This window comes from Nocardioides sp. (assembly GCF_014360585.1).
Lineage (GTDB): Bacteria > Actinomycetota > Actinomycetes > Propionibacteriales > Nocardioidaceae > Nocardioides.
Map to the genome: position 1 here is coordinate 23,137 of NZ_JACIXG010000023.1, position 14,119 is coordinate 37,255.

Below are 14,119 nucleotides of genomic sequence, written 5' to 3' on the forward strand. Positions count from 1 at the left end.
GACGATAACCTCACCCCAACTCGTTATTGTCTAGTTACTTAATACACAAAGGAGCCTCAGGATGAAGCCGACCTGGAGCGCATTGCTGGGCGTCGCACTCCTGGCGGTCGTGGCGCTGGTCGTCGGGCTCCTGGTCGCCGGTCCGAAGACCGTCGTCGCCGGCCCCGCGGCAGCCGGCCCGTCGACCGCGACGGTCGCGGAGCCTGCGGCCGAGCTGGCCGCCACGACCGACGAGCGCCCCGACATCGTCCTGATCCTGATGGACGACTTCTCCTTGGAGCTGCTCAGGACGATGCCGGCGGCCGCCGAGATGGCCGCGGAGGGCGCGACGTACCAGAACGCCTTCGTCATCGACTCGCTGTGCTGCCCCTCCCGTGCGGCGCTGCTGACCGGACAGACGCCGCACCACACCAAGGTCCTCACCAACACCCAGAACGACCCGGAGCACCCGGTCGGCGGCTGGTCGGCGTTCCAGCGCTACGGCAACGTCGAGAAGCAGTTCAGCATCGGGCTGCAGGAGGCCGGCTACACGACCGGTTTCGTGGGCAAGTTCATCAACGCCTACGAGGCCAGCGTCGATGCGGACGGCAACCGGGTCCCGCCGCCCAAGGTGCCCGGCTGGGACTCGTGGAACGCGCTCCTCGGCGGCGCCTACGGCGGCTGGGGCTACCAGAGCACCTTCCTCGACGACGACGGCGAGATGCGGCTGCGCCACCATCCGCAGCCGCCGACCTCGGCCACCCCGGCTGCCAAGGACGCTGCGTACGCTGCCAACGTCACCCGCGACTACGCCCTCGACTTCATCGAGGACCATCGGGACGACGAGGAGCCGTACTTCCTCGAGATCGCCGCCTATGGTCCCCACTCCCGGCTCGGCCACCACTACCCGGGCCTGGACACCTGGTTCCCGCCCGCGTTCGCCGACCAGGCACCCGCCGGCGACCCGGCTGGCGGCAACTGCGGCCGGTTCGACTGCGGCGAGCTGACGTTGGCGGACCTGGCCGGCTACGACGACGACCGCCAGGACAACGCCCCCACCTACCTTCACCGCGGCGGACGTACGTCGCCGGCCCCTGCCTGGCGCACCAACAAGGTCTCGCTCAGCGCCGAGACGGCGCTGAGCCAGTATCGCGACCGCGCCCGGATGGTCCAGTCGATCGACCGGATGGTCGCCCAGGTGCGCGAAGCCGCCGGCGACGACGCCTACATCGTGCTGACCTCCGACAACGGCTTCCATCTCGGCCAGCACCAGCTCAACGGTGGCAAGGGCGCCCCCTACGACTCCGACACCCGCGTCCCGCTGGTCGTCGTCGGCCCCGGCGTGGTGCCCGGCAAGCGCAGCCAGTTCGTCAACAACATCGACCTCGCGCCGACCTTCCTCGACATCGCGGGAGCCCCGATCCCGGCGTACGTCTCGGGGAGCTCGTTCACCGACACGCTGAGCCGGCCGGGGGTCCCCGGCGCGAGGTACGCCTTCTTCGAGCACACCTACGCCAAGGCCCATCCCGGCGAGGTCGACCTAGACAAGGGGTCGGGCGGGACCATCGACATCATCCCGTCCTACATCGCGGTGCGCGGCTCGCAGGGCCTGCTCGTCCGGTTCGACCTGGACAAGTCCTGGAGAGGCACCGACTACGCCTACGAGCTCTACCGCTACGACCGGCCGTGGGAGGACCGCAACGTCTTCGCCGAGGACCACGCGAAGCCGTACGCCCGGGACCTGATGCGCCGGCTCGAGGCCTACGAGGGCTGCGCACCGGCTGTCTGCCGGGCTCTGACCCGCTGAGCCCGGATCTGGGCTAAGGTGTCTCCGCCGGGGCCGATGTGGCCTCGGTCACTTCACAACGGATCGTCCGGCACGTACCTGCCGGTGAAGGAGACAACGGAATCATGGCAACAGTCAGCTTCGAGAAGGCCCAGCGTTGGTACGCGGGCGCCAACGAGCCCGCGGTCAAGGGCATCGACCTCGAGATCCAGGACGGCGAGTTCATGGTGCTCGTCGGCCCGTCCGGATGCGGTAAGACCACCACCCTGCGCATGCTCGCCGGGCTGGAGGAGGTCAACTCCGGTGCCATCAGGATCGGTGACCGCGACGTCACCAACGTGGCGCCCAAGGACCGCGACATCGCGATGGTCTTCCAGAACTACGCGCTCTACCCGCACATGAGCGTCGCCGAGAACATGGCGTTCTCGCTGAAGATGGCCAAGGTCCCGAAGGCCGAGCGTGACAAGCTCGTCGCCGACGCCGCCAAGACCCTGGGCCTGACCGACTACCTCGACCGCAAGCCGAAGGCGCTCTCCGGTGGTCAGCGCCAGCGCGTCGCCATGGGCCGCGCGATCGTCCGCCAGCCGCAGGTCTTCTGCATGGACGAGCCGCTGTCCAACCTCGACGCCAAGATGCGCGTGCAGACCCGCACCGACATCGCCAAGCTCCAGGCCGAGCTCGGCATCACCACCGTCTACGTCACCCACGACCAGGTCGAGGCGATGACGATGGGCGACCGCGTCGCGGTGATGAACGCCGGTGAGCTGCAGCAGGTCGCCACGCCGCTCGAGCTCTACCGCAAGCCGGTCAACCTCTTCGTCGCCGGTTTCATCGGCTCGCCGCAGATGAACATCATCAAGGCGACCGCTGCCGACGGCGGCGCCAAGATCGGCGAGTACGTCGTGCCGGTCGGTGCCACCGCCAACCTGCCCAAGGAGATCACCGTCGGTGTGCGTCCCGAGGGTTTCCGCATCGTCGGCGAGAACGACGGTGGTCTGCCGGTGAAGGTGACCGTGGTCGAGGAGCTCGGCTCGGACTCCTTCATCTACGGCACCAGCGACGTCGAGGGCGTCCCGTCGACGCTGATCGTGCGGGTCTCCTCCAAGGACAACGTCGCCAAGGGCGACACGCTCTACGTCACCACCGACCCCGAGGACGTCCACGTCTTCGACACGGAGTCCGGTCTGCGCGTCAGCAACTGACCGAGTCAGTGCTGCTGGTTCATCCGAGCCAGCATCGCGTTGTAGGCATCGAGGGCCTCGTCGCTGTCGGGATCCACGGATCCCGGCTCGGCGGGGCCTTCGTCGGTCCCATGAACAGCAGAGCCACGGGCGCTCTCCTGGGCGAGCTGGCTGGTGCGTACGCCGTCGAGGAAACGTCCGGTCATCTTCGCCCGTCGCTCCGGTGAGGAGACCACGGCGATGACCAGGCCGATGGCGAGCAGCATCATGCCGCCGTCGCCGGCGGCCCACATCAGACCACCGGCGGTCTGGATGTCCGTGACCGCGTCGAGCGCCCACTCGGGCCGGGCCTCGGAGTAGATCGGATAGAGGTCGCGCTCGGTCTGCAGCATCACGATCCCGACGATCGTGTCGGGCACCATGCCGACCACGAGAAGCGCGATCCGGCCCAGGTAGGGCAGGTCGGAGCGCACCTTCTCCTCACCGATCGTGCCGGTGAGGAAGAGGAACCCGGAGACGACGTAGAGGATCTGCTCACCGACCATCAGCGTGGTGCTCCGCGCCATCGCGTCCATGAACCCGGACAGATGGGTGCCGATGATCACCACCGAGTAGAGCAGGGTGCCGGTGGCTGGGTGGACGAGAACGGTGACCGGGAGCGATCGGATAGCCCGCTCGGCGCGCGGTCCGGTCTCGGCGATGACCGTGAGCGGATGGCCCAGCACGAGCAGCGTGGGCACGACCATGATCAGGGTCAGGTGGAGCACCATGTGCATCCACGCCAGCGACATCGCATAGCCGTTGATCGCCGAGGCGATGACGACGTACATCAGGGCGAGGCCGGACAGGAACGATGCCACCCGCCAGCTCTTGACCGTCGAGGCGGCGCCGGCGGCATTGCGAAGCGTGAGATAACCCGCCGCGAGGATCACCGCGGCGAGCAGCCAGCCGGGCTGGAGACTCCAGGTGGTGAAGAACTCGGACCAGCCGAGCGCGGGCAGGGAGCCGTGGTCGTGCATGGTCTCACGGTATCTCCGGGGCGCGACCGGAAGTTATTTCAGGCGGCTGCCGGGGTCGATCAGCGGCACCAGGAACAGCCGGGCCAGGGCGCGTAGCTGCGCGTCGTCGTCGACGTCGACGACCTCGCTCGGGGTGACCAGGAACGAGGTCGAGGTGCGGACCATCAGCTCGGCGACGAGATCGACCTCGACCTCGGCAGGTACGTTGCCGGCGCGCTGCTCGCGCCGCAGCTGGCCCGCAACGAAGCGCGCGATCGTGGCCACCGTGCGGCCGCCGTCGCCGACGATCGAGTGCACCAGGGAGTCGGTCTCGACGGTGAGCAGGCCGCCGATCAGCGGGTTGCCGCGGATCGCCCGCATCGCGCTGGCGAAGCCGATCTCGACGCGCTCGGCGGCGTCGGCGGCATCGGCGATGTCGAGGACGAACTGGTCGAAGTAGCGCCGGAACTCGCGGCGTACGACCTGCTCGACCAGCGCGTCCTTGTTGGTGAAGCGCCGGTAGACGGTGATTCGGGCGACCCCGGCCCGCTTGGCGACCTCCTCCATGGTGGTGCGCTTGATCCCGATCTGACGAAACTGCTCCGCGGCCGCGTCGAGGAGCCTGGCGGTCACCGCCTCGTCCTCGATGGGCTCGGCGACGTCGGCGAGGGCCCTGGCGAGCAGCGACTCTGGCTCGTCCTCCGGGAGGGTGGTGGGCATCAGGGCTAGGCCGTGACGGGGCGGTCGCCGGCCCGGTTGGCGGCCCGGTCGGAGGGGTGGTCGGCGGTGCGGTAGGCGGTGCGACGGACGACCCTGATGAAGGCCGGCCACAGCGGGCGGGGCAGGTCGTGGCCCATGCCCTTGAACAAGGTGAGCTCGGCGCCGGGGACGGCGGCAGCGGTCGCCCGGCCACCGGAGACGTGGACCATCTTGTCGTTCAGGCCGTGGATGACGCTGAACGGGACCCGGAGGCGCCCGAGATCCGCGGTGCGGTCGGGCTGGGTGAGGACGGTGAGCATCTGCCGCGCGACGCCTGCCGAGCTCACGCCGCGGTTCCAGGTCTCGATCGCCCGGCGGCGTACGTCGTCCTCGGGCTCGGGGAAGGCCGGCGAGCCGATCTGGACGCCGCCTTTGATCTGGCGCTCGATGTAGCCCTCCAGCCCGGGCTTCTTGATGACCAGCGCCGGCAGCAGGGTCGGGTGCTGGAAGCCGACCCTGCGGTGGCCGGTCGTGGACATCGTCGAACAGACCGAGCGGACCCGGTCGGGGTGACGAATGGCGAGCGTCTGGGCGATCATCCCACCCATCGACACGCCCCACACGTGCGCGGAGCCGATGTCGAGATGGCTCAGCAGCGCGGCCGCGTCGTCGGCGAGGTCGTCGAGCGTGTACGGCGCCTGGGTCGGCAGCCCCGCGAACGCCCGCGCCAGCCGCGCGAGCGTGATCCGCTCGTCGGACGGGTGCGGCGAGGAGTGGCCGACGTCGCGGTTGTCGTAGCGGACCACGTAGAACCCCGCCTCGGCCAGCTGCTCGCACAGCTGGACGTCCCACCAGGTCATCGGGCCGCCGAGCCCCATGATCAGCAGCAGCGGGTCAGCGCTGGGGCTGCCGAACGTGTCGTACGCCAGCTCGACTCCTCCGGGGAGGAAAGCTCTGGACTCGGTCGGCTCGGCGGGGATGGTCATACGCCGACTTTACCGGGGTCGGCCAGACTCCCGGTGGTCGAGCTTGTCGAGACCACCCGGCGCAGAGCAGGGTTCTGGGAAAGCTAGATCTCGACCCGCCCGTCGCTCGGGCTCGCAGGCTCGCCCGAGCGAGGCTCGGAGGCTCAAAAGTCGATCGCGCTGTATGCCTTGAGCTTCGCGAGCTGGTGCTCGGAGGTGACCTTGCGGATGGTGCCGGAGCGGCTGCGCATCACCAGGGAGTCGGTGACGACGGCGCCGTGGGGGAGGTACTGCACGCCGCGCATCAGGTCGCCGTCGGTGATGCCGGTAGCGACGAAGAAGCAGTCGTCGCCGGTGACCAGGTCGTCGGTGTGGAGCACGAAGTCGGGGTCGAGGTTGTGGCCGGCGTCGAGAGCGCGCTGGCGCTCCTCGTCGTCCTTGGGCCACAGCCGGCCCTGGATGGTGCCGCCCATCGCCTTCATCGCGCAGGCGGCGACGATGCCCTCGGGGGTGCCGCCGATGCCCATCAGCAGGTCGGCGCCGCTGCCCGCACGGGCAGCGGAGATCGCGCCGGCGACGTCGCCGTCGACGATGAACTTGATCCGCGCACCGGTCTCGCGGATCTCCTCGACCATCTTGTCGTGGCGCGGCCGGTCGAGGACGATCACGGTGATGTCGGAGGTCTTGGTGTCCTTGGCCTTCGCCACCGCGGCGATGTTCTCCGCGACCGGCAGCCGGATGTCGACGACGTCGGCGGCCTCGGGGCCGGTGACCAGCTTCTCCATGTAGAAGACGGCGCTCGGGTCGTACATGCTGCCGCGCGGGGCGACCGCCATCACCGCGACCGCGTTGCTCATGCCCTTGGCGGTCAGCGTGGTGCCGTCGATCGGGTCGACCGCGACATCGCACTCGGGGCCGGTGCCGTCGCCGACGCGCTCGCCGTTGTAGAGCATCGGGGCGTTGTCCTTCTCGCCCTCGCCGATGACGACGGTGCCGTCCATGGCGACCGTGGAGATCATCGTGCGCATCGCGTGGACCGCGACCCCGTCGGCGCCGTTCTTGTCGCCGCGACCGACCCAGCGGGACGCGGCCATCGCCGCCGCCTCGGTGACGCGCACCAGCTCCAGGGCCAGGTTGCGGTCAGGGGCGGTGGGGGCGACGCCGAGCGGCTGGGTGTCGTTCATGAGGGTCAATCTATCGGCCGGGCGAGGTGGAGCGGCCCTGGTGTCACTTGATCGATCCAGAGACAAGCCTCACAGCGAAGCCGGACTGCGGGTCGTCCAGAACCTGCTCGGTGGGGCCGTCCTCGACGATGTGGCCGTGCTCGATCACCACCACCCGGTCGGCGAGCGCGCGGGCGTCGGCGGCGTCGTGGGTGACGATGATGGCGGTCCGGTCCGCGAGGGCGGTGCGCAGCGTCTGCCGCAGTGCGGGACGTACGTCGACGTCCAGAGAGGCCATCGGCTCGTCGAGCAGGAGGAGCTCGGGGTCGGCCGCGAGGGCCCGGGCCACCGCCACCCGCTGGGCCTGCCCGCCGGAGATCTCCGTGGGTCTGCGCCCGGCGAGCGTCTCGGCGCCGACCTCGGTGAGGTGACGGAGGGCGAGCTCGTTGGCCTGGCGGCGGCGTACGCCTCGGGCTCGCGGAGCGAAGGCGACGTTGGCCAGCACCGACATGTGCGGGAAGAGCAGCGGGTCCTGGGCCAGCAGCGCGACCCCGCGGGCGTGCGGGGGAGTGGCGTCGAGGACGCGGTCACCGAGGCGTACCTCGCCGTCGTCGGGGCGAAGGAGCCCGGCGATCACGCCGAGGAGGCTCGACTTGCCGGCGCCGTTGGGTCCGGTGATCGCGACCGTCTCTCCGGCGGCCACGTCGAGGGTGACGTCGATGCCGCGCCGGGCGATCACCGCCCGGAGGTGTAACGCGCTCACAGGGCCCTCCCGTGGCGGGCGAAGCCGATCACGGCGATGGCGACGACGACCAGCACGAGCGAGAGCGCGACCGCCGCGTCGGGATCGTCGACACGGAGCAGGTAGACCTGGAGCGGCATCGTGCTGGTGACGCCGGGGAGGTTGCCGGCGAAGGTGATCGTGGCGCCGAACTCACCCAGGCAGCGGGCGAAGGCGAGGACCGACCCGGAGAGCAGGCCGGGCGCGACCAGCGGGAGGGTGACGCGCCGGAAGACGGTGGTCGGGCGGGCCCCGAGCGTGGCCGCGACCGCTTCGTACCGGGTGCCGCTGGTGCGCAGGGCCCCCTCGAGGCTGATCACCAGGAACGGCAGCGCGACGAAGGTCTGCGCGATCACGACGGCGAGGGTGGTGAACGGGATCTGGATGCCGACCAGGTCCAGGGACTGGCCCAGCAGCCCGCGGCGGCCGAAGGTGTAGAGCAGCGCCAGCCCGCTGACGACCGGCGGCAGCACGAGCGGCAGCAGCACCAGCGAGCGGATCAGGCCCTGCCCCCGGAAGCTGGTGCGGGCGAGCACTGTGGCGAGAGGTACGCCGAGGAGGATGCACAGCGCGGTGCCGGCGGTGGCGGTGCGCAGGCTCAGCCAGAGCGCCTCCAGCGCGGACGGCGAGGTGACGAGTGCGGGGAGGGTCGCCGGGTCGACACGGAGGACGATCGCGGCGAGCGGGAGGATGATGAACGCCGCGGCGAGAGCCGCCGGGAACCACAGCCAGCGTGGCATCCCGACGGACGGACCGGCCCCCCTCTGCCGGTCCGTCCGCCTTGGGGCCCCGAGAAGATCAGGGCTGGCTGAAGCCGGCATCGGCCAATACCTTCTGCCCGGTCTCGCTCAGCACGAGGTCGACGAACGCCTGGGCGAGCTCGGCGTCGTCGGCGCCGTCGAGGACGCTGATCGGATAGCTGTTCACGACCCGGCCGGACTCCTCGAGCTCGACGCCCGTCACGGAGTCGCCGGCGGCGGTCACGTCGGTGACGTAGACCAGGCCGGCGTCGGCGTCACCGGAGGTGACCTTGGCGAGTACGTCGCTGACCGACTGCTCCTCGCTGACCGGCTCGATGTCGACGCCGGTCAGTTTCTCCATCTCGGCGGTGGCGTTGCCGCACGGGACCTCGACCGTGCAGACGACGACCTTGGTTCCCGGTTCGGCCAGATCCTGGAAGCCGGAGATCTTCGCCGGGTTGCCCGGGGGAGTGGCGATCTCCAGCGTGTTGGCGGCGAAGGCCCGCGGGTCGGTGGCGAGGTCGCCGAGCTTGCCCATGTTCTTGGTGTCGGCGGAGGCGAAGACGTCCGCCGGGGCGCCGTCCTCGATCTGGGCCACCAGGTCCGAGGAGCCGCCGAAGCTCGTGGTCACCTCCACGCCGGGGTGCTCCTTCTCGAACCTCTCCGCCAGCTCGGTGAACGTGTCGGTCAGCGAGGCCGCGGCGAAGACGGTCAGGTCCCGCTCGTCTGCCTGCCCGTTCGCGCTCCCGCAGCCGGTGAGGACGAGGACGGCCGCAGTGGCGACGGCCGCGATCCCAGGCCTGCTGGTCATGGGCGCTCCACGACGACGTTGGTCGACTTGATGGACGCGACCGCGCTGACGCCGGGCTCCAGGCCGAGCTCGGTCGCGGCCTCGGCGCTCATCAGCGAGACGATCCGGTAGGGCCCGCAGACCATCTCCACCTGGGCCATCACCGTGTCCATGGTGGTCCGGGTGACGATCCCGAGCATCCGGTTGCGGGCGCTGACCGCCTTCGCCCGGTCAGGGGTGGGGGCATCGGCCAGCTCCGAGGCGAGCCTGGCCAGGACGGTGCCTTCGATCACCGCGCGGCCGTTCTCCGTGGCCGCCTCGATCCGTCCCGTGTCGATCCAGCGGCGCACGGTGTCGTCGCTGACGCCGAGGAGGCCGGCGGCTTCGGCGATGCGGTAGGTGGGCACCGTACGAGTATCGCATCTGCGGGGGAATTTCGGCCAGAGTCCCGCATCTGCGGAGTCTTCTGATGCGTCGTCCAAGGCGGGCGAGACCGCGATTCGAGGGAACATCGGCCGAGTGGGACCATGGAGGGCGTGAGCGAGCGCCAGCGAGGGAACCAGACAATCAACACGCCGCCGCGTCCGTATGATGGCGCTTGCGCCACGGAGGTGGCGGCGTGAGCGACACCGATCAGCAGCAGCCCGCCCAGCCGTCGAACGAGCCGACGAGCGAGCAGCCGGAGACCCCGGCACGCAGCTACCCGCGTACGTTCGGAGCGCTCATCGGGTCGATGATCTTCCTGCTCGCCCTGGTTGTCCCGATCGTGCTGATCGTGCAGTGGCGCGGCAACGTCGAGCGTGACCTCAGCGGCGCCAACGCGACCTACAAGGCCGACTGGGCCGACGCCGTGGACAGCGCCCAGGCCGCCGACATCGACGTCGTCTACCCCCGCGAGCTGCCCACGGGCTGGTACGCCAACACCGAACCGTCCTACCAGGGCGGCGAGGAGCCGTCGTGGACCATGTCGTTCGTCAAGGGCGAGACCTCCTACGTCGGCCTGGAGCTCTCCGCCCGCTCGGCGCAGGTGCTGGCCCAGAAGAACGTCGACACCCAGGCGACGAAGGGCGACGAGGTCACGATCGAGACCGATGTCGCCACCACCTGGACCGAATGGTCCGACTCCGACGGCGACAACGGCTACTCCACCGAGGTCGACGGCCAGACGCTGATGCTGTGGGGCCCCAAGGACGGCGACGTACGCGACTACCTCGCCCTCCTCACCACCGAGTCCTTGAAGTAGCGACCACCGCTGGTCGAGCCGCCGGAGTCGACACGCTCGCTGGCGCTCGCGGCTCGACCAGCGAGGCGAGGTCGTCAGTCCTGGATGGCGGCGTCGATCTTCTTCCGGGCGCCGTCGAGCCACTCCTGGCACAGGGTGGCCAGCTTTTCGCCGCGCTCCCACAGGGCCAAGGACTCCTCGAGGGTGATGCCGCCGGCCTCGAGCTTGCGCACGACGTCGATCAGCTCTTCGCGGGCCTGCTCGTAGGAGAGGTTCTTGTCGGTGGTGTCGTCAGTCATCGGCGCCATCCTTGGTGGGCTCGGTCTTCTCGGTCGAGGTGATGGTTGCGGCCAGGCGTCCGTCGGCGACGCGGATGCTGACGGTGGCGCCTTCGGCGGCGTCGGCGACGCTGGTGAGCACGTGGCCGTCGGCGTCCTGGGCGACGGCGTAGCCGCGCTTCAGCGTCTCCAGCGGGGACAGCGCTCTGGCGCGGGCTCGGTGGTGGCCGATGTCGTCGGCGGCCCGGTCGAGAGCGTGCCCGACGGTGCGCCGCGCTCGGTCTCGCAGCGAGACGACCTCGTCGAACCGGGCGTCGATGAGCGAGCGCGGGTCGGCCAGCACCGGGCGCGAGCGCAGCGCGTCCAGCAGGGTCTGCTCGCGATGGATCAGCGCGGCGATCCCGCCGCGGAGCCGGTCGCGCCCGGTGGCGACGATCCGCTGCTCCTCGACCACGTCGGGCACGACGAGCTTGGCGGCATCGGTCGGCGTCGAGGCGCGTACGTCGGCGGCGAGGTCCAGCAGCGGCGAGTCGGGCTCGTGGCCGATCGCGGAGACGATCGGCGTGCGGGCCGCGTGGACCGCACGGATCAGGTGCTCGTCGGAGAACGGCAGCAGGTCCTCCACGGAGCCGCCACCGCGGGCGATGACGATGACGTCGACCTCGGGGTCGCGGTCGAGCCGCTGCAGCTTCTCGACGACGTCGGCTGCGCTGCGGGGCCCCTGCATCGCGGCGTACGCCACCTCGAATCCCACCTGCGGCCAGCGCCGCTTCGCGTTCTCGAGCACGTCGCGCTCGGCCGCGGAGTTGGCCGCTGTGACCAGCCCGACCTTGCCAGGCAGGAACGGGAGCGGCCGCTTGAGCTCGGCCGCGAAGAGCCCCTCGGCGGCCAGCAGCTGCCGGCGCTGCTCGAGCCGGGCGAGCAGCTCGCCGAGCCCGACCGGACGGATGTCGCGGGCCTGCAGCGACAGGGTGCCGCGGTTGGCGTAGTAGGACGGCTTCGCATGGATGATCACCGACGCGCCCTCGACCAGCGGCGGGTTGAGGCTGTCGAGCAGGAACCTGGTGCACGTCACCGGCACCGAGATGTCGGCCACCGAGTCACGCAGGGTCAGGAACACCGTCTGCATCCCCGGTCGCCGGCTCATCTGGGCCACCTGCCCCTCCACCCAGACCGCACCGAGCTTGTCGATCCAGCCACCGATCGCGTTCGCGATCTGCCGCACCGGAGCGGGCGACTCGGGGGAGGTGTCCAACGCCATGGCGCCAACCCTAGAGCGGTCCACCGACATCCGAGCCTTGCCGGGGCTCGCGCGTCGGGAGATGAGAGAAGGCCGACACCCGGCCGACTCGGAGGTTCACGTCCCGGTCTCTAGACTGGAGGCATGAGCATCGACCTCGGCACCCCACGCCTGATCTCCGACGACGAGAAGGCTGTCCTCCTCGCGGAGCCGCGCGGCTACTGCGCCGGAGTGGACCGGGCCGTGATCACCGTAGAGCAGGCCCTGGACCTCTACGGAGCGCCGGTCTATGTGCGCAAGGAGATCGTGCACAACAAGCACGTCGTCGACGACCTCCGCAACCGCGGCGCGGTCTTCGTCAACGAGCTCGACGAGGTCCCCTCGGGAGCGACCGTCGTCTTCTCCGCCCACGGCGTCTCGCCGGCGGTCCACTCCGACGCCGCCGTGCGTGAGCTGAAGACGATCGACGCGACCTGCCCCCTGGTGACCAAGGTCCACCTCGAGGCCAAGCGGTTCGCGCGCGAGGGTTACAGCATCCTGCTGATCGGCCACGCCGGTCACGAGGAGGTCGAGGGCACCATGGGCGAGGCGCCGGAGGCGACCACGCTCGTCGAGGGCCCCGGCGACGTGCAGAACATCGAGGTTCCCGACCCGTCCAAGGTCGTCTGGCTCTCCCAGACGACCCTCTCGGTCGACGAGACCATGGAGACCGTTGCCGAGCTCCGGGTGAAGTTCCCCGAGCTGCTCGACCCGCCCAGCGACGACATCTGCTACGCCACCCAGAACCGTCAGCAGGCGGTCAAGGAGATCGGCGCGGCCAGCGACCTGGTCATCGTCGTCGGCTCCGGCAACTCCTCCAACTCGGTCCGCCTGGTCGAGGTCGCCCTCGAGGCCGGCGCCAAGGCCTCCTACCGCGTCGACGACGCCAGTGAGATCGACGAGAGCTGGCTGGATGGCGTTCGCAACGTCTCGGTCACGTCCGGAGCCAGCGTCCCGGAGAACCTGGTCGAGGGCGTCATCGAGTTCCTCAAGGCCCGGGGCTTCCCGGACGCCACGGCCCACAAGAGCGCCGAGGAGTCGCTGATCTTCGCGCTGCCCACCGAGCTCCGCAAGGACCTCAAGGCTGCCGCAGCCCGCTAGGGCATCTACCGGGTCGCCTCTTGATCCACCCCCTCCCAAGAGGGTTAGGGTCGAGGGGTGGCCCGATTCCTCGACGTACACCCTGACAACCCGCAGTCCCGTCTGATCAGCCAGGTCGTCGACGCCCTGCGTGACGACCAGCTGATCGCGTACCCCACCGACTCCGGCTACGCGCTCGGCTCCCGGGTCGGCAACAAGGACGGTCGCGACCGGATCCTGCGGATCCGTGGTCTCGACGACCGCCACCACTTCACGCTGATCTGCAAGGACTTCGCCCAGCTCGGCACGATGGTCCACGTCGACAACAGCGCCTTCCGGGCGATCAAGCACGCGACGCCGGGGCCCTACACCTTCATCCTCCCGGCGACCCCGGAGGTGCCGCGTCGGCTGATGCACCCGAAGAAGAAGACCGTCGGCGTACGCATCCCTGAGCACGCCGTGGTGCAGGCGCTCCTCGAGGAGCTCGGCGAGCCGCTGCTGTCCTCGACGCTGATCCTGCCGGGGGAGACCGAGCCGGAGGTCTTCGGCTGGAACGTCAAGGAGGCGCTCGACCACCAGGTCGACATCGTGATCGAGGCCGGTGAGACCCCGGCCGAGCCCACGACGGTCATCGACTGGTCCGACGGTCAGCCCGAGATCATCCGTGAGGGTGCCGGCGACGTCTCCGGCTTCCTGGCCATGGACTGACGCTCCGAACGGTTCGAGTCAGGAGGCCAGCGCGCGCTCGCGCTCGACCTCTTCACGGGTCTCGCTGCGCTGTCGCAGGACCCGGCGGCGCATCACCAGGCAGCCCAGGCACAGTCCGTAGCCGATGAAGAGGCTGATCGCGTGGTGTCCGAGGCCGCTGACCACGGCTTGGACGAACCCGTCTGCGGGATCGGCGATCGACCCGGGCTGGGTCGCGGCCAGCAGGATGAAGATGCCGAGCATGATCAGCGGCGGAAGCACGGCGACCACGAAGAAGTCACTGGGTCTGACGATGAGCGCGAGCGTCAGCGCGATCGCCACGAAGGTGAAGTCGAAGAAGAGGCCGATCTGGTCGTCGATGAGCAGATCGACGAAGGTCACCGTCAGCGACGTGGCGGATCCGAGCGCGACAACATGGCGGCCGGACTCGCGTCCTTCCTCCCAGATGGTGCGCTCACTCATGCCGTCGC

Annotated in this window: 16 protein-coding genes; 5 read left to right on the plus strand and 11 right to left on the minus strand. The window is 69.9% G+C overall.

Going from position 1 to position 14,119, the window contains the following annotated elements; genetic code table 11:
• Window positions 1–61 precede the first annotated feature (61 nt).
• Together H5T77_RS09885 and H5T77_RS09890 are read left to right on the plus strand one after the other, a co-directional pair.
• Window positions 62–1,786, plus strand: a complete 1,725-nt coding sequence (locus tag H5T77_RS09885; protein WP_292648339.1) for a sulfatase-like hydrolase/transferase — start codon at window positions 62–64, stop codon at window positions 1,784–1,786.
• A 104-nt stretch (window positions 1,787–1,890) separates the two neighbouring features.
• A complete protein-coding gene (locus H5T77_RS09890) occupies window positions 1,891–2,967 on the plus strand; it encodes an ABC transporter ATP-binding protein (RefSeq protein ID WP_292648341.1) in 1,077 nt (358 codons plus the stop codon).
• Between the two features lie 5 nt (window positions 2,968–2,972).
• On the opposite strand, the gene H5T77_RS09895 is transcribed toward H5T77_RS09890, so the two are convergent.
• The 8 genes from H5T77_RS09895 to H5T77_RS09930 form a co-directional block, all read right to left on the minus strand.
• Window positions 2,973–3,965, minus strand: coding sequence for a cytochrome c oxidase assembly protein (locus tag H5T77_RS09895; protein WP_292648343.1), 993 nt, complete (start codon window positions 3,963–3,965; stop codon window positions 2,973–2,975).
• Window positions 3,966–3,998: 33 nt separating this feature from the next.
• Window positions 3,999–4,664 carry a TetR/AcrR family transcriptional regulator gene (locus H5T77_RS09900; RefSeq protein ID WP_292648346.1) on the minus strand — a complete coding sequence of 222 codons (666 nt, stop codon included), beginning with the start codon at window positions 4,662–4,664 and terminating at the stop codon, window positions 3,999–4,001.
• Window positions 4,665–4,669: 5 nt separating this feature from the next.
• Entirely contained in the window at window positions 4,670–5,629 is a 960-nt protein-coding gene (locus tag H5T77_RS09905; protein ID WP_292648349.1) for an alpha/beta fold hydrolase, read from the minus strand.
• A 143-nt stretch (window positions 5,630–5,772) separates the two neighbouring features.
• Complete coding sequence (glpX, locus tag H5T77_RS09910) at window positions 5,773–6,792, minus strand: class II fructose-bisphosphatase (protein ID WP_292648351.1); 1,020 nt, start codon at window positions 6,790–6,792, stop codon at window positions 5,773–5,775.
• Between the two features lie 43 nt (window positions 6,793–6,835).
• Window positions 6,836–7,534, minus strand: coding sequence for an ATP-binding cassette domain-containing protein (locus tag H5T77_RS09915; protein ID WP_292648353.1), 699 nt, complete (start codon window positions 7,532–7,534; stop codon window positions 6,836–6,838).
• A complete protein-coding gene (locus H5T77_RS09920) occupies window positions 7,531–8,292 on the minus strand; it encodes an ABC transporter permease (RefSeq protein ID WP_292648355.1) in 762 nt (253 codons plus the stop codon). The genes H5T77_RS09915 and H5T77_RS09920 overlap by 4 nt, the downstream gene beginning before the upstream one ends.
• 58 nt (window positions 8,293–8,350) lie before the next feature.
• Window positions 8,351–9,103, minus strand: a complete 753-nt coding sequence (gene modA / locus H5T77_RS09925; protein WP_292648357.1) for a molybdate ABC transporter substrate-binding protein — start codon at window positions 9,101–9,103, stop codon at window positions 8,351–8,353.
• Entirely contained in the window at window positions 9,100–9,489 is a 390-nt protein-coding gene (locus tag H5T77_RS09930; protein ID WP_292648361.1) for a TOBE domain-containing protein, read from the minus strand. Before H5T77_RS09930 ends, modA begins: the two co-directional genes overlap by 4 nt.
• Window positions 9,490–9,701: 212 nt before the next feature.
• Here H5T77_RS09930 and H5T77_RS09935 point away from each other — a divergent pair, with 212 nt between their 5' ends.
• Window positions 9,702–10,325: a DUF4245 family protein gene (locus tag H5T77_RS09935; protein WP_292648364.1), complete on the plus strand. Its 624-nt coding sequence runs from the start codon at window positions 9,702–9,704 to the stop codon at window positions 10,323–10,325.
• Window positions 10,326–10,399: 74 nt separating this feature from the next.
• Here the strand turns inward: H5T77_RS09935 and H5T77_RS09940 are convergent, their stop codons facing one another.
• Together H5T77_RS09940 and xseA are read right to left on the minus strand one after the other, a co-directional pair.
• Entirely contained in the window at window positions 10,400–10,603 is a 204-nt protein-coding gene (locus H5T77_RS09940; RefSeq protein WP_292648367.1) for an exodeoxyribonuclease VII small subunit, read from the minus strand.
• Window positions 10,596–11,843 (minus strand): exodeoxyribonuclease VII large subunit, encoded by a 1,248-nt coding sequence (gene xseA, locus H5T77_RS09945; protein ID WP_292648369.1) that lies wholly within the window; start codon window positions 11,841–11,843, stop codon window positions 10,596–10,598. The genes H5T77_RS09940 and xseA overlap by 8 nt, the downstream gene beginning before the upstream one ends.
• Window positions 11,844–11,966: 123 nt before the next feature.
• On the opposite strand from xseA, the gene H5T77_RS09950 reads away from it, so the two are divergent.
• Together H5T77_RS09950 and H5T77_RS09955 are read left to right on the plus strand one after the other, a co-directional pair.
• The gene (locus H5T77_RS09950; RefSeq protein ID WP_292648372.1) at window positions 11,967–12,962 is read left to right on the plus strand and encodes a 4-hydroxy-3-methylbut-2-enyl diphosphate reductase; all 996 of its coding nucleotides are present in this window, start codon (window positions 11,967–11,969) and stop codon (window positions 12,960–12,962) included.
• A 57-nt stretch (window positions 12,963–13,019) separates the two neighbouring features.
• On the plus strand, window positions 13,020–13,649 hold the full coding sequence (locus tag H5T77_RS09955; protein WP_292648374.1) for an L-threonylcarbamoyladenylate synthase: 630 nt from the start codon (window positions 13,020–13,022) through the stop codon (window positions 13,647–13,649).
• Between the two features lie 18 nt (window positions 13,650–13,667).
• On the opposite strand, the gene H5T77_RS09960 is transcribed toward H5T77_RS09955, so the two are convergent.
• Complete coding sequence (locus H5T77_RS09960) at window positions 13,668–14,111, minus strand: DUF6542 domain-containing protein (protein ID WP_292648377.1); 444 nt, start codon at window positions 14,109–14,111, stop codon at window positions 13,668–13,670.
• Between the last annotated feature and the right edge of the window lie 8 nt (window positions 14,112–14,119).